Raw genomic sequence first — 20,672 nt, forward strand, 5'->3', positions numbered from 1 at the left:
GCCGACGGCCCCGGTGAGCGGCCGGCCCGGCGTGGTCGCGTGCGACCGCGCCGGGCCGGCCGGCGCCTACGGCAGTTGCGACTGCACCTGGGAGGAGATCAGCTCCAGGTGGTCCAGGTCCGCCAGGTCGAGCACCTGGAGGTAGATCCGCTGCGACCCGATCTCCGCGTACCGGCCGATCCTGTCGACGACCTCGGCCGGGGAACCGGCCAGGCCGTTGGCCCTCAGCTCGTCCACCTCCCGGCCGATGGCGGCGGCGCGGCGGGCGATCTCCCGCTCGTCCCGGCCGACGCACACCACCAGCGCGTTGGAGTACACCAGGTCGCCGGCGGGACGGCCGGCCTCCTCGGCGGCCGCCCGGACCCGCCCGAACTGGCGCGCGCTGTCCTCGACCGAGGCGAACGGGATGTTGAACTCGTCGGCGTGGCGGGCTGCCAGCCGCGGCGTGCGGACGGCGCCGTGGCCGCCGATCAGCACCGGGATCCTCGCCTGCGCCGGCTTGGGCAGCGCGGGCGAGTCGGTGAGCTGGTAGTACGTGCCCTGGTAGTCGAAGGTCTTGCCGGGTTCGGTCTCCCACAGGCCGGTGACGATCTCCAGCTGCTCCTGGAGGCGGCCGAACTTCTCCTTGGGGAAGGGGATGCCGTACGCCTTGTGCTCGTCCTCGAACCAGCCTGCGCCCAGGCCCAGTTCGATCCGGCCGCCGGACATCTGGTCCACCTGCGCCACCTGGATGGCGAGCACACCGGGGAGGCGGAAGGTGCCGGCGGTCATCAGGGTGCCGAGCCGGATGCGCCTGGTCTCCCGGGCGAGGCCGGCGAGGGTGATCCAGGCGTCGGTGGGGCCGGGCAGGCCGTCCGAGGAGCCCATCCGGAGGTAGTGGTCGGAGCGGAAGAACGCGTCGAAGCCCAGGTCCTCGGTGGCCTTCGCGACGGTGAGCAGCGTGTCGTAGGTGGCCCCCTGCTGGGGCTCGGTGAAGATACGCAGATCCATGCCTCCCATCCTGCACACCCCGCGGGCCTTCTTCCGCCTCGGGCTGCCCCACCTCGGCGTTCCTCCCCGGTCGGGTGAAATTCGTCAACTCGGCGCTCGGGTACGGTCCGGCCCGGTGACCGGCCCGCACGGTGATCGTTGGCCGGTGCGGAGCCGGAGCGGCCGGCTCCCGCGCCGGCCGGTGGCCGCCGGTGCGTCAGCCGTGTCGGCCCTCGCCGGGGCCAGGGGCCGAGGAGGCCGTCATGTCCGAGGAAACCGTGGCGCAGCGGGGCGGGGGCACCGGCCGGCCGAAGGGGCTGCTGCAGCAGATGGAGGAGCTGATGGCGGCGCTGAACGCGGACCTGTCGGCGCTGGACGCGGATCTGCAGTCGTCCGGGAGCGGTCAGCGGGCATGCGCCGACGGGGAGGAAGAGGCGGCGGCGGACTCACCGCTCCGGTAAGGACTCCTCCCGGGCGGCCAGCCTGCGCAGCATCTCCCGTACGCGGTCCCGGGATTCGTCCGCCGCGTCGATGGCCTCCATGCACTGCCAGTATCTCCCTTCGTCGCCCACCGCGCTGGCGGCACCGACCAGGACCATGCCCACCTCGCCGAGCAGTCCGCCGAGGGCGAGCAGGGTCCGCCGGGCGTCGTCCAGAGCGGTGAGCTGGGCGGCGCGCAGCGGCCCGGTGTCGAGGCCCGGCCCTTCCAGCACCCCGCATCCGCGGCCCGCCAGCTCGGTCAGCCCCAGCGCTTCGCCGCGCAGTTCGGGAGGGCCGGAGACCGCCAGCCGGCTGCCTATCGCCTGGGCCAGCGCCTGGGCCTGCCGCACCTCCACCAGGGTCACCGACAGCTCGCAGCTCGCGGCGAGTGCCCGCCTGTTCTTCACGATGAGCCGCTCCGCGTCCATGTGCCAGCCCCCGGCTGTCCCGACGTGCTCCTCGCACGTACACTCGAACTCCCTCGTCCACTACCCAGAGTGAGGGTAAGGGGGGCGAAAAGCCAGAGGTGGACCGAAATCTGTGGACAACAAATCGATAGCGGACGGCAAATCGAACACGGAGCGTCACGACGAAGTGATCGCCCACCCCGTGACGTGGGCGGCGAAGCCGCTAGGAGTCCGCGTCACCGGGCGCCGGGAAGCGCTGTTCGTTGCGGTCGATCTTCGCTTCCAGGGCCGCGAGCGGATCGATGTCCAGCACCTCGCAGAGCTGGAGCAGATAGGCGAGCACGTCGGCCACCTCGTCCCGCACCCGGTGCGCGGTGTCGGGGTCCCGCATCACCCGGGCCGACTCCCGGGGCGTCAGCCACTGGAAGATCTCGAGCAGTTCGGACGCCTCCACGCTCAGCGCGGACACGAGGTTCTTGGGGGTGTGGTACGGCTGCCAGTTCCGGGCCGCGGCGAACGCGGCCAGCCGGCGCTGCAGTGCCGCCAGGTCAGGGTGTTCGGTCACGGTCCAGGTGTACCACCGTCACCCCGTCCAGCCCGGCCGCCCAGTCCGCCTCGCTCACCGCGCCGACGCAGCGGATGTGGCCGCGCTCCCCCATCCGGGCCGCCAGCCCGGCCAGTTCGCTGCGCTGACGGGCGTCCAGGCCGCGGTCGAAGCCGTCGGTCAGCACGGTGAGCGTCTGCAGCGCGGCGGGAACCTCTCCGACCGGGTCCAGGTCGAGCACGCCCGCGCCGGTGAGGAGCACCAGCGCCAGTGCGGTGTACCGCAGTTCGCCGTCGCCGAGCCGGGCGAACTCGGTGGCGGTGGTGTCACCGCGGTCCAGCAGCCCGCGGACGGTGCCGTCGGGCAGCGGCTCGGCGAGCAGGTCGGCGACCGGTCCGGAGCAGCCCGCCCGGATCGCCTCGACGAGCAGCGCGTGCCGGCGTGCGCACTCCGCGCGGGTCCGCCACAGCACGTCGGCGATGTTGTCGCAGCCGCTCAGCAGCCGTCCGGACCCGCGCGGTGCGGGCCGGCGCATCCGGCCGGGCCGCGGATCGCAGGTGAACACCGAGCGCAGGGCGACCACCATCTGCTCGGCGGCGGCGAGCACGCGGCGCTGGCCGTCCGTCTTGCCGGCCACCCGCAGCGGCAGCAGCCCGGTGCCGAGCCGGTCGTCGGGAAGCGGGGCACGGGTCACCGGCGCCGAACCGGCGGTGTGCCAGGCGGCCTGCACGGTGCGCCGACCGGGGTCGCGCAGCGCGGTCTCCAGCAGGACCAGACCGCCGGACGTCAACCGCTCCCCCACGACGCGCAGTTCCGGCTCGGCCTGGACGGCGAGGTCCAGCCGGACCGGGCCGGCTGGACCGTCCGCGGTGCAGCCGATGCGGAAGCCGCGCCGCCGCTGGGCGTCGGGGCGGGCCTGCTGCGGGACCCGGGACAGCGGGTCCGGGAACACCTCGGCGAGTTCCGCGCCGCCGGCGAGCCGGGCCAGCGCCTCGTAGGCCCCGAGGGCCGTCGTCTTGCCGCAGCCGCTGTCCCCGGCGAACAGGGTGAACGCCCCGAGCGGGTACACCGCGCGCCGATGCCCTGCGAAGGCCGAGAGCCGCAGTTCGGTCACGCGGGGGCGGACGGGGCGCCCGGCGGGCGGTACCTCCGTCTCCGCCGCGGACGCGGGCGGCTCGGTCGGCGCGAAGGACGTGGATGGCGCGGTCATGGGTCGGACGGTACGGCCCGGCCCGGTCGGTGAACCGTTCCGCCCTCGGCACCTTCCTACGATCGGGCGACCCGCCCGGCGCGTCGGGCCGGCGCCCCGCTCAGGCCTGGGACAGCCCGGCTCCCTTCATCAGGCCGCTGACCTCGGTGCCGGGCGGGGTGAGCAGGAACACGTTTCTGTCGACCCGGTGCATGCCGCTGGCCAGCCCGAACACGACGCCCGTGGAGAAGTCCAGGACCCGCTTGGCGACCTCGGTCTCCGCCCCGGTCAGGTCGAGCAGGACCGGGATGCCCGCCATCAGTGTCTCGGCGACCTCGCGGGCGTCCGCGAACACGTTGACCCGCAGGACCACGAAGCGGCGGCGGGCCTCGGTCTCCGCGTCGGGGAGCGCGCGGTGGCCCACCGCCGACGGCCAGGCATCACCCCCGCGCAACGGTACGACCTGGGCGAGGCCCTCCCACTGTTCGTCGGTGACGTCGTGGCGGTTCACCGGCTGCCCCCGTCCTGACTGTCTGTCATCGCTTGCACCGGCCAATTCTTACGCCAAGTCACTCGATCGGCCCAACAGCGACACGGGGGCGGCCGGAGTCCGGACGGTTTCCGGCCGCACACGGCCCCGGGGGACGGCCGCGAACACATCGGAGGCCGCCCGGCCGGGGCGGCGGCTCCGGCGCCCCGCGTCGTGGTGGGCCGGTGCCGGCGGGTGCGGGCGGGTGCCGCCCGCAGGCCGGTTCCGAGGCGTGAGCTGCCCGCGGGCGGATCGGCGCGGACGGACGGACGGCCGTCCCCCGCGGCGCGTTCCGGACCGTCCTCGGCACGTGCTGCCGCGCGGGGGGCGGCCACCGGGCCGGGCCGGTGCCGCGGTCGCGGTTCCCGGCGGCGAAGGACGGGCCGAGTGCCGGGCGGCCCTCCGCCGGACTCCCGGCGCGCTCCCGGCGCGCTCCCTTCAAACTCCCGGCGCGCTCTCGGCGCCGTGATGGTGCCGCCCGGGGCGCTCCCGGTGCCGTCAGTGCCGCGGACCGCTCCGGGGGACGACGACGGGGGAGCCGTCCGAGGGCGCGCGGAGGATGTCCGCGTCCAGACCGTACAGCTCCTTGACGAGTGCTGAGTCGACGATGTCGCGGGGCGGCCCCTGCGCGAGCACCCGGCCGTCCCGCAGGGCGATCACCGTGTCGGCCCACCGGGCGGCGGAGGCCAGGTCGTGCAGCACCATGACCACGGTCCGGCCCGCCGCGGCCACCTGGCGGACGAGCTCCAGGACGTCGACGACGTGGCCGAGGTCGAGGGCGCTGGTGGGTTCGTCGAGCAGTACGACCGGGGTGTGCTGGGCGAGGACCATGGCGAGCCAGCAGCGCTGGCGCTGTCCCCCTGAGAGCCGGTCCAGCCGTTCGCCCGCCAGTTCGGCGGTGCCGGTGGCCTCCAGGGCGGCGGCGACCGCCCGCTCGTCCTCCCGCGACCACTGGCGCAGCAGCCCCTGGTGGGGGTGGCGGCCGTAGCGGACGAGTCCGGCGACGGTGACGGCCTCGGGTGCCCGCGGCGACTGGGGCAGCAGTGCGATCCGGCGGGCGGCCCGGCGCTGCGTCAGCCGCCAGATGTCGGCCCCGTCGGCCTGCACGCTGCCCGCTGCGGGCCGGTGCAGCCGGGCGAGGGTGCGCAGCAGGGTCGACTTGCCGCAACCGTTGGGGCCGACGATCGCGGCGACCCGGCCGGCGGGGACGGTCAGGTCGACGCCGTGCACGACGGGCCGGCCGGGGTATCCGGCGCGCAGTCCGCGGACGCGGAGGCCGGGAGGTGCGTCTGTCATGGTGGTCAGGCCTTTCCGGCGGTCCGGTCCGGGCGGAACAGGACCCACAGGAGGAACGGTCCGCCGAGGACGCTGGTGACGACGCCGACGGGGATCTCGACGGGGGCGGCGACCCGGCTGAGGGCGTCGGCCGCGGTGATCAGGGCGGCGCCGGTCAGGGCGGAGCCCAGGACGGGCACCCGGGTGGGCCCGCTGAGCCGGCCGGCGAGGATCGGGGCGGCCAGTGCGACGAACGCGATGGGCCCGCCCACTCCGACGGCCGCACCGGACAGCCCGACCGCCAGGGCCAGCGCGGCCGTGCGCAGCCTGCGCAGGTCGGCGCCGAGCCCGGCGGCGGTGTCGTCGTCGAAGCCGAGCAGTTGCAGGCGGTGCCCGGCGGCGAGGGTGAGCGGCAGCAGGAACAGCAGGACGAGCAGCAGCGGTGTGCCGACGGTCCAGTCTCGCCCGTTGAGGCTGCCGACGGCCCAGAGGAACACGCCGCCCGCGGTGTTGTCGTTCTCCCGGGACATCACGAGGTCGCCGACGGCTCCGATGACGGCGGAGGCCCCGATACCGACGACCAGGAGGCGGTATCCGGCGCTGCCGGCCCCGCCCGCGCAGAGGACGACGAGGACCGCGGCGGCCACGGCGCCGAGCGGGCCGAGCCACCAGTGGCCGATCATGCCGGTGGCGGAGCCGGCGGCGGACGCCACCACCGCCGCGGTCGCCCCCTCGTTGACGCCCAGCAGGTCGGGGGTGGCGAGCCGGTTGCCGGCCAGGGCCTGGGTGAGGCAGCCGGCGGCACCGAGGGCGCCGCCCACCATGAGGCCCACCCACACCCGCGGCAGCCGGAACTCGCGGACGATCAGGACGGTCCCGGGGTCTCCGGTGCCGAGCAGCCCGGAGAGGGTGTCGCGCGGGCTCATGCCGGTCGAGCTGGCCAGCACGGCCAGCGCCACCAGCAGGGCGAGGAGGGGGAGGAGGAGCGCGGCGGCCAGGGCGCTGCGCCGGGGGAACAGCCAGGAGAGGCCTCCCCGGCGGACCACGAGGCTGTCCGGCGGGACGGGTTCGTAGGCGCCGGACCGGGCAGAGTGCCCGGGGGCGTCGGGGTGCGCGCGGTGGCCGGGGTGGCCGGGGTGGCCGGGGAACTCCAACTGACCCGGGCACGAGGGAGGGTGCGGGGTCGGGGACCGCAGCGGGGACAGGCTCAGCGGCGGCCGAGGAGAGGGAAGCGGGGGTGGCTGCGGAGACGGAGACGGAGACGGAGACGGGGACGGGGAGGTGGACTCGGGCGGCCGGGGGGACTTGGCGGAACCGGGGCGCTCGGGCGGCGTGTCCGGGGAGCCGGTGGCGCCGGCGGGCTCGGCGGACGGGTCGGGCCCGGCGGTCCGGCCGCGTGCTCCGGGGGCGGGTGCGCTCATCAGGCCGCTCCCGCGGTGGACAGGCGGGACGAGCGGGCGATCCAGACGAGCAGGGGGCCGCCGACGAAGGCGAGCAGCACGCTGACCGGGGTCTCCCAGGGGCGGATGACGACCCGGGCGAGGATGTCCGCGAGGATCAGGACGTCGGCCGCGACCAGGGCGGAGAGGAGGAGTTGGGCGGTCATGCGCGCTCCGGCCAGGGCGCGCGCGGCGTAGGGGGCGAGCAGTCCGAGGAAGGCGATCGGGCCGGCGACCGCGACGGCGCAGCCGGCGAGCAGGGAGACCGCTCCCGCGACGAGGAGCCGCACCCTCCCGGGCTGGTGGCCCAGCGAGCGGGCGCTGTCGTCGCCGAGCGCGAGCGCGGACAGCGGTCGGGCGCAGCCGAACGCCACCAGCAGACCGGCGGCGGCGACCGGCAGCAGCGGCAGCAGGTCGGTGTCGCGGACGCCGGCGAGCGATCCGATCGTCCAGTACCGGTAGACGTCGAAGGTGGACTGGGTCCCGAGCAGGACGTAGGAGGTCAGTCCGTGGAAGGTGGCGCCGAGGGCGGACCCGGCGAGCACCAGCCGCAGCGGGGAGCCCGCGGTGCGTCCGCCGGCCGCCAGCAGCAGGACGACCGCGCTCGCGCCGATGCCTCCGGCCAGCGCCCAAACCAGCAGGGCGGGCGGGGAGTCGGCGTGGAAGAAGGTGAGTCCGGCGACGACGGCGAAGGCGGCCCCGGAGTTGACGCCGAGCAGTCCGGTCTCCGCGAGCGGGTTGCGGGTCGCGGCCTGGAGCAGGCAGCCCGCGGTGCCCAGGCAGACGCCGACCAGGACGGCGGCCAGGGTGCGGGGCAGGCGGATGTCCGCGACGGCCAGCCGGAGTCCGGCGTCGGCGCGGGCTGACGGATCGCCGAGCAGGTAGTCCCAGGCGCGGCCGGGGGAACTGGGTCCGGTGCCGACGAGCAGGGAGAGCAGGCCGAGTCCGAGCAGCAGCGCGAGGAGCAGGAGCGCCGGTGTGGCGACGGGGCGGCGGCCGCGGGGGCCTGGTTCCGGCTTCACGGGGGACTCGTTTGCGAAGTCAACATAAGGTTAGCCTAACCTAAGCTCAACGGGCGTTCCGCTACCGGTGCCCGGGGTCCTTCCCTGCCCCGGTACCGGGCGCCGTCGCGTCCCCACCAGCACCCCCGCACATCCGCGCCCGGCCGACCGCCGGGCCGACGCCCCCCGGACAAAGGAGAGTTCAGACCATGAAGCCGCGGTCCCCCATGCCCGCCCGTCCCGTCGCCACCCACCCGGTCGCCCGTCCCGTCGCCGCCCACCCTGTCGCCGGTCCCGTCGCCGCCCGCCCCGTCGCCGCCCGTCCCGCCCGCAGCTGCCGCCCTGCCCGGCGTACCGCCGCGGTCGTGCTGGCCGCCTGCGGTCTCCTCCTCACCGCCTGCGGATCCGGGGACGGCGGCACCGCGCACGAGGCCGACGCGAAGGACGGCGCGGCCGTCACGGTCACCGACGCGACCGGGGCGCGGGTGGAGGTGCCCGCCGCTCCCGAAAGAGTGGTCGCCCTCAGCGAGATGGACCTGGACTCCGCGCTGGCCCTCGGCGTCAGGCCGGTCGGACTGACCGCCGGACGCGGGCAGAAGGGCGCACCCGAGTACCTGGCCGCGCAGGCGAAGGGGATACCCGTGGTCGGCGCGGTGACCGGTCCCGACATCGAGAAGGTCGTCCGGGCGAGGCCGGACGTCATCCTCGCCGGGCAGACCGCCGACGAGCAGGTGCTGGCCCAGCTGAGGAGGATCGCGCCCACCGTCGTCACCGTCGGCGCCGACAAGAGCTGGAAGAAGTCCCTCGAACTGACCGCCGAGGTGCTGGGCAGGTCCGGCAGCGCGGAGGAGTTCCTCGCGGACTACGACGCGAAGGCCGCCGCGCTGAGGAAGGACCTGGGCGCCCGCGCCGGGATCAGCGTGTCCGTGGCCCGCTACTCCGCCAAGGGCACCGCCGTCATGCAGCAGGGCGTGTTCATCAGCGACGTGCTGAAGGACCTGGGCTTCCGGCGCCCCGGCATCCAGAACCGGCGGGGCGAGGGCCACTCCACCCCCATCAGCGACGAGAACCTGAAGGAGATCGACGGCGACTGGCTGTTCATCGGCACGCTGTCGTCGACCGGTTCGGACGCGGGACTGCTCGACGCGCTCGCGCGGAAGCCCGCCTACCGGCAACTCAAGGCCGTCGGCGCGGGCCACGCCACCGTGGTCGACGGCTCCAAGTGGACCAGCCTGGGCGGCGCCGAGGCCGCCGAGTCGGTACTCGCCGACATCCGCAAGGCGATGGTCGGATGAGCGCCGAACCGGAACTCGCCGGGCGGACCGCCCTGGTCACCGGTGCGGCCCGGGGCATCGGAGCGGCGGTGGTCGCGGCGCTCGCGGAGCGCGGCGCCCGCGTCCTCGCCACCGACGTCGCCTTCGACGAGGAGGACGCCTTCGACGAGGAGGACGCGGCAACCGCCCGGGCGGACCGCGTCGTCCGCCGCACGCTGGACGTCACGGACTCCGCGGCCGTGGAGCGGGTGGTCGCCGAGGCGGAGGACGTCCTCGGCCCGCTGGACATCGCCGTCAACGTCGCCGGGATCCTGCGCGGTGCGCCGGTGCTGGACCTCGACGACGCCGACTGGGCGGCCGTCCTCGCCGTCAACGCCGGCGGCGTCCTGCACGTGTCGCGCGCGGCGGCCCGCCGGATGACCCGGCGCGGCAGGGGCAGCATCGTCACCGTCGCCTCCAACGCGGCCGGCGTCCCGCGTGCCGGGATGGCCGCCTACGCGGCCTCCAAGGCGGCCGCGGTGATGTTCACCAAGTGCCTGGGGCTCGAGGTCGCGCCGCACGGGGTGCGCTGCAACACGGTCTCCCCGGGCTCCACCCTGACCGACATGCAGCGCGCGCTGTGGGCCGACTCCCCCGGCGGCGCCGAGACAGGGCGGCGGGCGGTCCTCGACGGCGACCCGGCCGCGTACCGCACCGGCATCCCGCTGCGGCGCATCGCCGAGCCGTCGGACGTCGCCGACGCCGTCGCGTTCCTCGTCTCCGACCGCGCCCGCCACATCACCCTGCACGACCTGTACGTCGACGGCGGCGCCACCCTGCGCGCCTGACCCGCGCCCGACACCACCGCCCCGCGCGCCGCTCCCCGCAGGCCACCACCCGCACCACCGCCCGGGCGCCAAGGACCGCAGGCCACGCCCGCAGGCCACCGCCCGTCCCGTTGCCGACCGGGTCGCCGCGCGCGACGCCGGCCGCCGACCCCGCCCGCCGATCACCGCCGCCCACCCCCGCTTCCCGCCTGGAGTCACCATGACAGCCTCCCTGCGCGCACCCGGCCCCGACGCCGCCGCGTCCGCGCCGCCCCGCAGCGCCCGGCCCGGCACCCCGCCCGGCACCGCGACCGCCCTGCTCGACGCCTACCGGGGTGGCGCCGACCGCTTCCTCGCGACCCCGCGGCAGACCCTGCTCGCCCACGGCACCGCCGCCGAAGTACCCCACGGGACGGCACCGTTGGCCGAGCGGGTGAGCACGCTGCTGGACGGTCTGCGCCGCCCGGGCCACGCCGTCCCGCTCGTCCTGGGCGCCCTCCCCTTCTCCTCCCGGGGGCCGTCCGCGCTGGCCGTCCCGCAGCAGGTGCGCCGGGCCGGCGCGCTGCGCGAGGACCCGCTGGTGGCGTTGCCCGCTCCCGCTCCCGCCGCCCGAGACGCCTGGCGGGTCCGCGAGCGGCCGGCACCCGAGGCCTACACGGCGGCGGTCGCCGCGGCGGTGGCCAGGATGCGGGCCGGGGAACTCGACAAGGTGGTCCTGGCGCGCACCCTGGAGCTGACCGGGCGGCACGCCCCCGACCTGCCGGCGCTGCTGAACCGGCTGGCCCGCCGCGACCCGGGCGGCTACACCTTCGCCGTGCCCACGGGCCGGGGGCGCACCCTCGTCGGGGCGAGCCCCGAACTGCTCGTCGCCCGGCAGGGCGGCCGGGTGACCGCCAACCCGCTGGCCGGTTCGGCGCCGCGCAGCGCCGACCTGGCGGAGGACGTCCGCCGGGCGGCGGCCCTGCTGGAGTCCGCGAAGGACCGGCACGAGCACGCCGTGGTGGTGGACGCGGTCCGCGCGGCGCTCGAGCCGCTTTGTGGACGCCTGGAGGTGCCCGAGCGGCCCACGCTGGTGCGCACCGCGACGATGTGGCACCTGTCGACCACCGTCTCCGGCGAGGTCGCCGACCCGTCCGTCGGCGCTCTGCACCTGGCCACGGCGCTGCACCCGACGCCGGCGGTGTGCGGTGCGCCGGAGGACGTCGCCCGCGCGGTGATCGCCGAGTCGGAGCCCTTCGACCGGGGCCCGTACACCGGCATGGTCGGCTGGCAGGACGCGTCGGGCGACGGGGAGTGGGTGGTGACGATCCGCTGCGCGGAGGCCGACGGCGGCACCCTGCGGCTGTTCGCCGGCGCGGGCGTGGTCGCCGGGTCGCGGCCGGAGGCCGAGACCGCCGAGACCGCGGCCAAGTTCCGCACCTTCCTGGACGCCGCTGGAGCCGCGCTGTGACCGCCGACGCCCTCACTCCCGGCGTGGACGCGCCGACCTGGCCGCCCGCCTTCGCGGAGCGCTACCGCGCGGCCGGTCACTGGCGCGGCGGCACGTTCGGCGGGATGCTGCGCGAGCGGGCCGCCGCGCATCCCGAGCGGACCGCCCTGGTCGATCCGGCTCCCGAGCGCCGCACCTGGACGTACCGGGAGCTGGACCTCGCCGCGGACCGGCTCGCGGCCGGGTTCGCGGCCCGCGGCATCGGCCGCGGTGACCGGGTGGTGGTCCAGCTTCCCAACGTCGGCGAGTTCGCCGAGGTGGTGTTCGCGCTGTTCCGGATCGGCGCGCTGCCGGTGTACGCGCTGCCCGCGCACCGGGACACCGAGATCGCCCACTTCTGCGCGTTCACCGAGGCGGTCGCCTACGTCATCCCGGACGTGCACGAGGGCTACGACCACCGGCGGCTGGCCGACCGGGTGCGGCGGCGGGCGCCGTCGCTGCGGCACGTGTTCGTGGCCGGGGAACCGGGCGGGCACACCCCCCTGTCCGGCGTGCCGTGCGCACCGTCCGGCCCGCTCGCCGGCCCGCTCCCGCACGAGTTGGCGTTCCTCCAGTTGTCCGGCGGCACCACGGGCGTGCCGAAGCTGATCCCGCGCACCCACGACGACTACCTGTACTCGCTGCGCGGCTCGAACGAGATCTGCGGGGTCGACGCGGACACCCGCTTCCTCGTCGTCCTGCCGGCCGCCCACAACTTCCCGATGAGTTCGCCCGGCTGGCTGGGCACCCTGCACGCCGGCGGCACGGTGGTGCTGTGCCCGAAGCCGGACCCGGCGACCGCGTTCCCGCTGATCGAGCGGGAGGGCGTCACCATGACCGGCCTGGTGCCGCCGCTCGCCCTGGTGTGGACCGAGGCCGCGGCGGGCACCGGTTGCGACCTGTCCGGCCTGGACCTGGTGCTGGTCGGCGGCGCCAAGTTCAGCGAGCGGGCGGCGCGCCGGCTGCCACCCGCGCTGGGCTGCCGGCTGATGCAGGTGTTCGGCATGGCCGAGGGCCTGGTCAACTACACGCGCCTGGACGACGATCCGGAGACGATCGCCACCACACAGGGCCGCCCGCTCTCCCCCGACGACGAGATCCGTCTCGTCGACGACACCGGACGGGACGTGCCGGACGGGGAGTTCGGGCACCTGCTGACCCGCGGCCCGTACACCGTGCGGGGCTACTGGCGGGCGCCCGAGCACAACCGGACCGCGTTCACCGAGGACGGCTTCTACCGCACCGGCGACATCGTCCGCCGCACCCCCACCGGCCACCTGGTGGTGGAGGGCAGGGCCAAGGACCAGATCAACCGCGGCGGCGAGAAGGTCGCCGCGGAGGAGATCGAGAACATCATCCTCGCCCACCCGTCCGTGCACGACGTGTCCCTGGTGGCCGTACCGGACGCGTACCTCGGGGAACGCACCCTCGCCTACGTCGTCCTGCGCGAGGGCGCCGAACCGCTGCGGCCGGTCCAGATCAGACGGTTCGTCCGCGAGCACGGGGTTGCCGCGTACAAGGTCCCCGACCTGGTCGAGTTCGTCGACGCGTTCCCGCAGACCGGCATCGGCAAGGTCAGCAAGAAGGGGTTGCGGTCCGCCGCGGCCACCACCGAGCAGCTCTGAAAGGCTCCCACCCGCATGGCTCTTCCCGCCATATCCGCCTACCCGCCGCCCACCGCGGCGCAGTTGCCCGCCGGCCGGGTCTCCTGGACCGTGGACCCGGCGCGCGCGGTGCTGCTCGTGCACGATCTCCAGCAGCACTTCCTGTCCCCGTTCCCGGCCGGCGCGCAGCCGCTGACCGGCATGCTCGGCAACACCGCCCGGCTGTGCGCGCGGGCCCGGCGGGTCGGCCTGCCGGTGGTCTACTCGGCCCAGCGCGGCGGCCAGACGCCCGCGGAGCGGGGTCTCCAGCTCGACTTCTGGGGGCCCGGGACGGCCGACGACCCGGAGGCGCTGGCGGTGCCCGCCGAGGTGGCGCCCGAGCCCGGCGACCTGGTGCTCACCAAGTGGAAGTACAGCGCCTTCGTGCGGACCGACCTGGAGGCGCGGATGCGCCGATGGGGCCGCGACCAACTGGTCGTCACGGGCGTGTACGCGCACATCGGCGTGCTGATGACGGCCTGTGACGCGTGGATGCGGGACATCCGGGCGTTCGTCGTCGCCGACGCCGTCGCCGACTTCTCCCGCGAGGACCACGACATGGCCCTGCGCTGGGCCGCCGGCCGCTGCGCGGCCGTCACCACCACCGATGCCGTCCTGAAGGAGGTCTGAGCGGCATGGCCCTCAGCCTGGAACAGATCCGCGCCGACGTCGCCGACTGCCTCGGCGAGGACCCGGCGGACGTCCCTCTCGACGAGGACCTCGTCGACCACGGCCTGGACTCGGTCCGGGTGATGACGCTGCTGGAGCGGTGGCGGCGCGAGCACGGCGTCACCGCGGACTTCGCCGACCTGGCCGAGCAGCCCGCCGTCCGGGCCTGGGCACTGCTGCTGGGGGTCTCATGACCGGCGCACCCGCCGGCGACCGGACCGGCCCCGACACGGACACCGGTCCCGAAACGGGCACGAGCACGGGCACCGGTCCCGGCAGCACCGGCACCGACACCGGCACCAGCACCGGCACCGGCACCGGCAAGGAGTCGCGCGGGGAATCCGGCAGGAGCCCCCGTCCGGCCCCGGACGGCCCGCTGCTGCCGCTGACCGCGGCCCAGTCGGGCATGTGGTACGCGCAGGCACTGGACCCGCTCAGTCCGGCGCAGAACACCGCGGAGTGCCTGGAGCTCGACGGCCCCCTCGACCCCGACCTGTTCGCCGCGGCGCTGCGGCGGGTCGTGGCGGAGGCGGACGCCCTGCGGGTCCGCGTGGAGGACGGCCCGGACGGGCCGCACCAGCGGCTGACGGCCGCGCCCGAGCTGCCGCTGACGGTGAGTGACCTGCGCGCCCACCGGCACCCCGAACGGGAGGCGGAGGCGTGGATGCGGGCCGATCTGGCCGAACCGTGCGATCCGGCGGCCGGACCGCTGTTCCGGCAGGCGCTCTTCCGGGTCGGCGAGGAGCGCTGGCTGTGGTACCAGCGCATCCACCACCTGGTCATGGACGGGTACGGCTACTCGCTGCTGGTGCGACGCACCGCCGAGGTGTACGGCGCCCTGGCGGGTGGCACCGCACCGCCCCCGAGCCGGTTCGGCGGCCTGGCCGACCTGGTCGCCGAGGACCGGGCGTACCGCTCCTCGGAAGCCTTCGCCGCCGACCGGGCCCACTGGCGGGACGCGTTCGCCGACCGTCCGGAGGTGCCGCGGCTCGCCGGCCGGGGCGCGCTGCCCGCCCGGACGTTCCGGCGCCGCAGCGCCCGGCTCTCGCCCGGCACGACGCGGGCGCTGCGCGAGCTGGCGCACCGGCTGCGCGCCACCTGGCCGGACGTGCTGATCGCCGCGCAGGCACTGTACGTGTCCCGCGCCACGGCGCGCACCGAGGTCGTACTGGGCCTGCCGCTGATGGGCCGCACCGGCTCGGTCGCGCTGCGCGTCCCCGGCATGGTGATGAACGTGCTGCCGCTGCGGCTGGCGGTCGCACCGGAGGACACCTTCGCCGCACTCGTGCGGCAGGTGGTCCTCGCGGTCCGCGCGGCCCGCCGCCACCAGCGCTACCGGTACGAGGACATCCGCCGCGACCTCGGGCTGCTGGGCGAGGACCGGGGCCTGGTGGGGCCGCTGGTCAACGTGATGCCGTTCGACTACGGCGCGGACTTCGCGGGGGTGCCCGCCAGGGCCCGCAACCTGTCGGCCGGGCCGGTCGAGGATCTGACGGTCAACGTCTACGACCGTGCCGACGGCCGCGGACTGGCCGTCGACCACGACGCCAACCCCGCGCTGTACGACGACGATGCGCTCGCCGCGCACCAGGAGCGGTTCCTGCATCTGGTGGACGGCCTCGCGCACGCCGACCCGCACCGTCCGACGGCCGCCACCGGCATCGCGACACCCGATGAACTGGTCCTGGTCACGCAGGAGTTCAACGACACCGATCGACAGGTGCCGCTCACCACCCTGGTCGGCCCGATCGAGGCCCGGGCCACCCGGCAGCCCGACGCCCCGGCCGTGGTGTTCGGGGGGACAACCCTCTCGTACGGCGCGCTCGACGTGCGCGCCAACCGGCTGGCGCACCACCTGCGGTCGCTGGGCGCCCGGCCGGGCGCCGTCGTGGCCGTCTCGGTGCCGCGCTCGGTGGAGCTGGTGGTCTGCCTGCTGGCGGTCGTCAAGACCGGCGCCGCGTACCTGCCGCTGGATCCGGACTACCCGGCCGCCCGGCTGGCGTACATGCTCGGCGACGCCGCGCCGGTCTGCGCGGTCACCGACCGGGCGGGCCGCCTCCCGGACGGCACCGGCACCCCCCTGGTCGTACTGGACGGCCTCGACCTGTCCGGCGCGCCCGCGGTGCGGCCGCCGCGCGCCCTGACCCCGCACCATCCCGCCTACGTCATCTACACCTCCGGCTCGACCGGCCTCCCCAAGGGCGTCGTGGTGCCGCACCGGGCGATCGACAACCGGCTGCGCTGGATGCAGCACGCGTACCCGCTGACCGCCGGGGACCGGGTGCTGCAGAAGACTCCGTCGTCGTTCGACGTGTCCGTGTGGGAGTTCTTCTGGCCGCTGCGGGTCGGCGCGACGCTGGTGGTCGCGCCGCCCGGGGCGCACCGGGACCCGCGGGAGCTGGCCCGCCTGATCCGGGAGCGGTCCGTCACCACCTGCCACTTCGTGCCGTCGATGCTGCGGGTCTTCCTGGCCGAACCGGAGTCGGCGGCCTGCGCCGGCAGTCTGCGTCGGGTGTTCTGCAGCGGTGAGGCGCTGCCCCGGGAGACCGCGCTCGCCTTCGCCCGCGCGCTGCCCGGAGTGGAGCTGCACAACCTGTACGGGCCGACCGAGGCCGCCGTGGACGTCACCCACCACGCCTGCGATCCCGCCGGCTCCGGCCCGGTCCCGATCGGCCGTCCGGTGTGGAACACCCGCGTGCACGTACTGGACGCCGCCCTCCAGCCCTGCCCGCCCGGAGTTCCCGGCGAACTGTATCTGGCGGGCGTCCAGTTGGCCGACGGCTATCTGAACCGACCGGAGCTGACGGCGTCCCGGTTCGTCGCCGACCCGTTCGGCCCGCCGGGCGGCCGCATGTACCGCACCGGGGACCTGGCCCGGTGGACGCCGGGCGGGGAGGTCGAGTACCTCGGCCGCACCGATCACCAGGTGAAGTTGCGCGGCCAGCGCGTCGAACTGGGTGAGGTCGAGGCGGTGCTGGCCGCCCAGCGGTCGGTGGACGGCGCCTGCGCGCTGGTCCGCGAGGACCGGCCCGGCGAGCAGTTGCTCGTCGGCTACGTGACGGGGGGCGCCGACCCGGTGGCGGTCCGCGCGGGAGCCGCCCGCGAACTCCCGGAGCACATGGTGCCGTCGGCGGTCGTCCCGCTGGAGGCGTTCCCGCTCGGCCCGAACGGCAAGCTGGACCGGCGGGCGCTGCCGGCGCCCGCGTTCGCCCCGGCCGGGCCGGGGCGGGAGCCGGCCGGGGAGCGGGAGGCCGCCCTGTGCCGGCTGTTCGCCGGGGTGCTCGGGGCGGCGCGGGTGGGTCCCGAGGAGGCGTTCTTCGATCTGGGCGGCACCTCGCTGCTGGCGGTCCGCCTGGCGGCGCGGGTGCGGGAGGAGTTCGGCGTCGAGCTGACGATCGGTTCGCTGTTCGCGGCGCCGACCCCGGCCGCGCTCGCGGACCGGCTGGCCGGGGCCGCGCCGGCCGCAGGGGACGCGCTCGGCGTGGTGCTGCCGCTGCGCGCCGGCGGCGACCGCGTCCCGCTGTTCGCCGTGCACCCGGCCGGCGGTCTCGCCTGGTGCTACGCGGGGCTGTCCGCCCGGCTCGGGCCGGACCAGCCGCTGTACGGCATCCAGGCCCGCGGTCTCGACGACCGTGAGCCGCTGCCGGCGACGCTGTGGGAGGAGGCGGCCGACTACGCCGCCCGGATCCGGGAGGTCCGCCCGCACGGGCCGTACCGGCTGGTGGGCTGGTCGGTGGGCGGGGTCCTCGCGCACAGCGTGGCCGTGCTGCTGCGGGAGGCCGGTGAGCGGGTGGACCTGCTGGCGCTGCTGGACGCCTTCCCGGCCGAGCAGTGGCGGGAGCGGCCCTCCCCGGAGGAGGGCGACGCGCTCACCGCCGTGCTGCGGATGGCCGGCTTCGACCGGGCGGGGGAACGCACCCGCGAGGACGTGCTGGCCACGCTGCGCCGGGCGGGCAGTCCGCTGGCCGGGCTCGGCGAGCGGACCCTGTCCCGGATCGTCGACATCGTGCCGAACCACGCCCGCATGATGCGCGCGCACCGACACCGCCGCTTCGACGGCGACATGCTGTTCTTCACGGCGGCCGCCCCGCGCGCGGAGGACTGGCTGACCCGGGAGGCGTGGCGCCCGCACGTGCGCGGTGCCGTCGACAACCACGACGTCGAGTGCACCCACCCCCGGCTGCTGGGCGGGGCCGCACTGGACACGATCGCCGCCGTACTGGCGGCCCGGCTGAAGGAGCTCGACTCATGACGGGCCCGCCCTCCCCGTTCGACCCGCCTTCCTCCGACCCGCCCGCCGAGGAGCAGGACCGCCGCCTCGTGCTGCGCGCCGACGGCGGGGAGCTGTCCCTGTGGCCGGCATGGCGGGCGGTACCCCCGGGCTGGCAGCCCGTGTTCGGTCCGGCGCCGCACGCGGATTGCCTCGCCCGGATCGGCGCGGACCGGAGGTGACCCGGGGGTGGCGGCCGGGGGGCCAGGGGGGTGGCTCCCGGCGCACGAGGGCTGCCCCCTCGTGTGGCCGCTGCCTTCGTGTGGCCGCCACCGCAGTGTGGCCGGGCCCCGCGCGTGCCGGGCCCTCCCTTCGCGCCCCCGGGACGGGCCCCGAGGACCGTGGCCCGCCCGTGCGGGGCCGCCCGCCCGTGCGGGGCCCGTGGGAGGGGCGGGTGTCGGGCCCGTGTTCCGGTGTCGCCGCTCAGGTGGCGGAGAGCAGCGCCACCAGCCCGTCGGCGAGTTCGGTGCGCCAGCACAGGTAGTCGTGGCCGCCGTTGAACTCGCGGTACACGGCGTCGTCGTAGCCGGCGGCGGCGAGGGTCTCGCGCAGCCGCCGGGCCGCGGGCAGCGCGACCCACTCCTGTTCGCCGAAGGAGAGCCAGAGGCGCACCGGTCTGCGGCCGGTTGCCGCGAGCCGGCCGGTGAGCCACTCCGCCTCCGGGCCGTCCGGCCACCAGAACGACCCGGACTGGACGAGTGCGTTGCCGAAGCGGTGCGGGCGGTGGAGTGCGGCGTAGGCGGCGGTGAGGCCGCCCAGGCTCTGCCCGGCCAGGACCGTGCGGGCGGGATCCCGGGTCAGCGGGAGGCGGGTGGCCGCCCAGGGCAGCAGCTCGTGCTCCAGAAAGGCGGCGAACTCGGGCCGGCAGGTCAGTTGGGCCCAGCGGGTGCGCAGGTCCAGCGACTCGGGCAGGACGGCGGCCAGCGGGGGGATGCGGCCGTCGGCGATGAGGTTGTCGAGCAGGTTCGCCACGCCGAGCCGGGGCTGCCAGTGCTCGCCGTCCAGCAGCACCAGCACCGGGAGCCCTCCCGGGGCGGTCGCCGGGCCGGGCCCGGGCGGGCCGGGAGGCGCGTACAGCCAGACACGGCGGCGGTCGCCGAGGTGGCCGCTGCCGATCTCGTGCTCGGTCACCGTGCCCCGGGGGACTCCCGCCCGGCGCTGCCAGTCCCGGGCGTCCGGGGCGTCGGGCAGTTCGGCGCAGGCGACCGGCGGGCCGCCCCAGCGCCGCGGCAGCGTGCGGGTGTTGAAGGGGTCCGGGCGGTGGTTGACGCGCAGCCACCGCCAGTAGCCGGGGTCGTCGGGGTCGGGCCCGCCGCCCTCGTCGACGAAGAGGTCGTAGGTGCCGCGCCAGTCCGACCGCAGCCGCACCGTCCAGTGCCATACGTCGGTGCCGGGCAGGCGGCGCATCAGGTTGCCGGCGGGCCGGTCGGGGTCCGCCAGCTTGTTCGGCAGGACCTGGACCGCCCGGGTGCGGGTCGAGCCCCGCCACAGGAAGGTGACCGCCCGCCGGTCCGGGTCGCCGAGCGGGTCGCCGCCGACCAGCGGGGTGCCGCGCCTTCGTACGTCGGCCCAGAAGTCCGCGAGGCCGTCGGGGCGGGGAGCGGTGAACGCGGGTTCGGCGAGCACCGGCAGCGGCTGCGGGCGTCCGCTGCGCGGCGGGCGGTGCGGTGCGCCCTCGGGCGGCGCGGTGAACGTCATGGCGGGCGACTCCGGTCGGTGGCGCCGCGGGTCACGGTGCGGCCTCCGTGCCGGTGCCGCGGCCGGAGGGCGGCGGGCACGCGGGGCCCGGCCCCGGGGTTCCGGTCGCGGCGCCGGTGAGGGCCGGTGCCCGTCGGCGTGAACAGCAAGGGCGGATTTATTAGGTGAGCCTAACCTAATACGAATGTGCTCCCGTTCGCGGCCGCGGGCCCGGGGCCGGGCGCCGGACTCACCCGGTGCCGGGCCCCCGACCGGCGGGGCTCACCGGGCCGTCAGCTTGCTCGGCCCCCCGTGCAGGGTGATCCGCACACCGTCCTGGGTGACGGCCAGCGAGGTGGCCCGCAGCCCGAGGGGGTACGGGCGGAACTCCCCGTCTCCGGTGCCCGCGCCGGAGGCGCCCTGCCCGAGCGAGTCCACCGGAAGTTCCCTGCCCAGTACGGTCAGCGAGGTGGCGGTGAAGGTCACCCGCCCGTCGGACAGCAGCGGTTCGAGGGTCAGCCGTCCGAGACCGCCGGCGCCGACCGCGGCGGTGAGGGTGCCCGCGGCGGGGTCGGCGGTCACCGAGTCCACCGTCACCGAGGGCGCCTTCGCCCGGACGGCGTCCGCGATCGCCGCCTCGGGCACGGTCACGGTGGCGTCCGTGCTCGCGACGGTCGGAGTGGCGTCGAGAGCGACGTCGTGGAGCCGCGCGCTGACACCGACCCCGGTGAGCGGGCCGAGGGCGGCGTCGCCGCTGCTCACCTCCACCTCCGGAATGTGCCGGTGCAGCAGGTCCCACAGGGCCGAGCTCCCGCTCTCGGCCACCGAGACGTCGCCGAGCCCCGGGGCCTTGCCGGCGATGCGTTCGCGGATCAGGTGCCGGGCGGCGAGCTCCCCCGTTCCGGCGGCGAGTACGGCGACCACCGCGGCCACCACCGCCCAGGTCACCGCAGGACGACGGCGCCGGGGCGCCGTCCGGCCGGCCTGCGACGTGCCTTTCCGCGGCCCTGCGGCCCGCGGCGTGCCGGTACG

The 20,672-nt window shown here is 76.1% G+C and carries 19 protein-coding genes; 9 read left to right on the forward strand and 10 right to left on the reverse strand.

All coding sequences use genetic code 11. The annotated features are described in order from the left end of the window. Positions 1–66: 66 nt before the first annotated feature. Positions 67–990: an LLM class F420-dependent oxidoreductase gene (locus ACL02U_RS03905; protein WP_412789183.1), complete on the reverse strand. Its 924-nt coding sequence runs from the start codon at positions 988–990 to the stop codon at positions 67–69. A 242-nt stretch (positions 991–1,232) separates the two neighbouring features. On the opposite strand from ACL02U_RS03905, the gene ACL02U_RS03910 reads away from it, so the two are divergent. Then, entirely contained in the window at positions 1,233–1,430 is a 198-nt protein-coding gene (locus ACL02U_RS03910; protein WP_412789184.1) for a hypothetical protein, read from the forward strand. On the opposite strand, the gene ACL02U_RS03915 is transcribed toward ACL02U_RS03910, so the two are convergent. The 7 genes from ACL02U_RS03915 to ACL02U_RS03945 form a co-directional block, all read right to left on the reverse strand. After that, complete coding sequence (locus ACL02U_RS03915; protein WP_412789185.1) at positions 1,416–1,877, reverse strand: DUF6099 family protein; 462 nt, start codon at positions 1,875–1,877, stop codon at positions 1,416–1,418. The genes ACL02U_RS03910 and ACL02U_RS03915 overlap by 15 nt on opposite strands. 202 nt (positions 1,878–2,079) lie before the next feature. Further along, the gene (locus tag ACL02U_RS03920) at positions 2,080–2,421 is read right to left on the reverse strand and encodes a nucleotide pyrophosphohydrolase (protein ID WP_412789186.1); all 342 of its coding nucleotides are present in this window, start codon (positions 2,419–2,421) and stop codon (positions 2,080–2,082) included. Further along, positions 2,405–3,610: an ATP-binding protein gene (locus tag ACL02U_RS03925; protein ID WP_412789187.1), complete on the reverse strand. Its 1,206-nt coding sequence runs from the start codon at positions 3,608–3,610 to the stop codon at positions 2,405–2,407. Before ACL02U_RS03925 ends, ACL02U_RS03920 begins: the two co-directional genes overlap by 17 nt. A 100-nt stretch (positions 3,611–3,710) precedes the next feature. After that, positions 3,711–4,100 carry a cell division protein SepF gene (locus ACL02U_RS03930; protein WP_412789188.1) on the reverse strand — a complete coding sequence of 130 codons (390 nt, stop codon included), beginning with the start codon at positions 4,098–4,100 and terminating at the stop codon, positions 3,711–3,713. A 516-nt stretch (positions 4,101–4,616) separates the two neighbouring features. Further along, a complete protein-coding gene (locus ACL02U_RS03935; RefSeq protein ID WP_412789189.1) occupies positions 4,617–5,414 on the reverse strand; it encodes an ABC transporter ATP-binding protein in 798 nt (265 codons plus the stop codon). A gap of 5 nt (positions 5,415–5,419) precedes the next feature. After that, positions 5,420–6,439 (reverse strand): FecCD family ABC transporter permease, encoded by a 1,020-nt coding sequence (locus ACL02U_RS03940; RefSeq protein WP_412789287.1) that lies wholly within the window; start codon positions 6,437–6,439, stop codon positions 5,420–5,422. A gap of 374 nt (positions 6,440–6,813) precedes the next feature. Beyond that, the gene (locus tag ACL02U_RS03945) at positions 6,814–7,854 is read right to left on the reverse strand and encodes a FecCD family ABC transporter permease (protein WP_412789190.1); all 1,041 of its coding nucleotides are present in this window, start codon (positions 7,852–7,854) and stop codon (positions 6,814–6,816) included. Positions 7,855–8,042: 188 nt separating this feature from the next. Here ACL02U_RS03945 and ACL02U_RS03950 point away from each other — a divergent pair, with 188 nt between their 5' ends. The 8 genes from ACL02U_RS03950 to ACL02U_RS03985 all read left to right on the forward strand — a co-directional run bounded on the left by ACL02U_RS03950 (position 8,043) and on the right by ACL02U_RS03985 (position 18,145). After that, positions 8,043–9,128 (forward strand): ABC transporter substrate-binding protein, encoded by a 1,086-nt coding sequence (locus tag ACL02U_RS03950; protein ID WP_412789191.1) that lies wholly within the window; start codon positions 8,043–8,045, stop codon positions 9,126–9,128. After that, a complete protein-coding gene (locus tag ACL02U_RS03955) occupies positions 9,125–9,934 on the forward strand; it encodes a 2,3-dihydro-2,3-dihydroxybenzoate dehydrogenase (RefSeq protein WP_412789192.1) in 810 nt (269 codons plus the stop codon). The genes ACL02U_RS03950 and ACL02U_RS03955 overlap by 4 nt, the downstream gene beginning before the upstream one ends. 199 nt (positions 9,935–10,133) lie before the next feature. Beyond that, the gene (locus tag ACL02U_RS03960; protein ID WP_412789193.1) at positions 10,134–11,363 is read left to right on the forward strand and encodes an isochorismate synthase; all 1,230 of its coding nucleotides are present in this window, start codon (positions 10,134–10,136) and stop codon (positions 11,361–11,363) included. Next, positions 11,360–13,006 (forward strand): (2,3-dihydroxybenzoyl)adenylate synthase, encoded by a 1,647-nt coding sequence (locus ACL02U_RS03965; protein ID WP_412789194.1) that lies wholly within the window; start codon positions 11,360–11,362, stop codon positions 13,004–13,006. The genes ACL02U_RS03960 and ACL02U_RS03965 overlap by 4 nt, the downstream gene beginning before the upstream one ends. Before the next feature lie 15 nt (positions 13,007–13,021). After that, the gene (locus tag ACL02U_RS03970) at positions 13,022–13,654 is read left to right on the forward strand and encodes an isochorismatase family protein (RefSeq protein WP_412789195.1); all 633 of its coding nucleotides are present in this window, start codon (positions 13,022–13,024) and stop codon (positions 13,652–13,654) included. Between the two features lie 5 nt (positions 13,655–13,659). Then, positions 13,660–13,887 (forward strand): phosphopantetheine-binding protein, encoded by a 228-nt coding sequence (locus ACL02U_RS03975; RefSeq protein WP_412789196.1) that lies wholly within the window; start codon positions 13,660–13,662, stop codon positions 13,885–13,887. Next, positions 13,884–17,945, forward strand: a complete 4,062-nt coding sequence (locus ACL02U_RS03980) for an amino acid adenylation domain-containing protein (RefSeq protein WP_412789197.1) — start codon at positions 13,884–13,886, stop codon at positions 17,943–17,945. The genes ACL02U_RS03975 and ACL02U_RS03980 overlap by 4 nt, the downstream gene beginning before the upstream one ends. After that, positions 17,942–18,145, forward strand: coding sequence for an MbtH family NRPS accessory protein (locus tag ACL02U_RS03985; RefSeq protein ID WP_412789198.1), 204 nt, complete (start codon positions 17,942–17,944; stop codon positions 18,143–18,145). Before ACL02U_RS03980 ends, ACL02U_RS03985 begins: the two co-directional genes overlap by 4 nt. 241 nt (positions 18,146–18,386) lie before the next feature. Here the strand turns inward: ACL02U_RS03985 and fes are convergent, their stop codons facing one another. Further along, the gene (fes, locus tag ACL02U_RS03990) at positions 18,387–19,661 is read right to left on the reverse strand and encodes an enterochelin esterase (protein WP_412789199.1); all 1,275 of its coding nucleotides are present in this window, start codon (positions 19,659–19,661) and stop codon (positions 18,387–18,389) included. Between the two features lie 261 nt (positions 19,662–19,922). Next, the gene (locus tag ACL02U_RS03995; protein WP_412789200.1) at positions 19,923–20,588 is read right to left on the reverse strand and encodes a DUF2993 domain-containing protein; all 666 of its coding nucleotides are present in this window, start codon (positions 20,586–20,588) and stop codon (positions 19,923–19,925) included. Positions 20,589–20,672 lie beyond the last annotated feature (84 nt).

This window comes from Streptomyces sp. MS06, assembly GCF_047200655.1.
Taxonomy (GTDB): domain Bacteria; phylum Actinomycetota; class Actinomycetes; order Streptomycetales; family Streptomycetaceae; genus Streptomyces.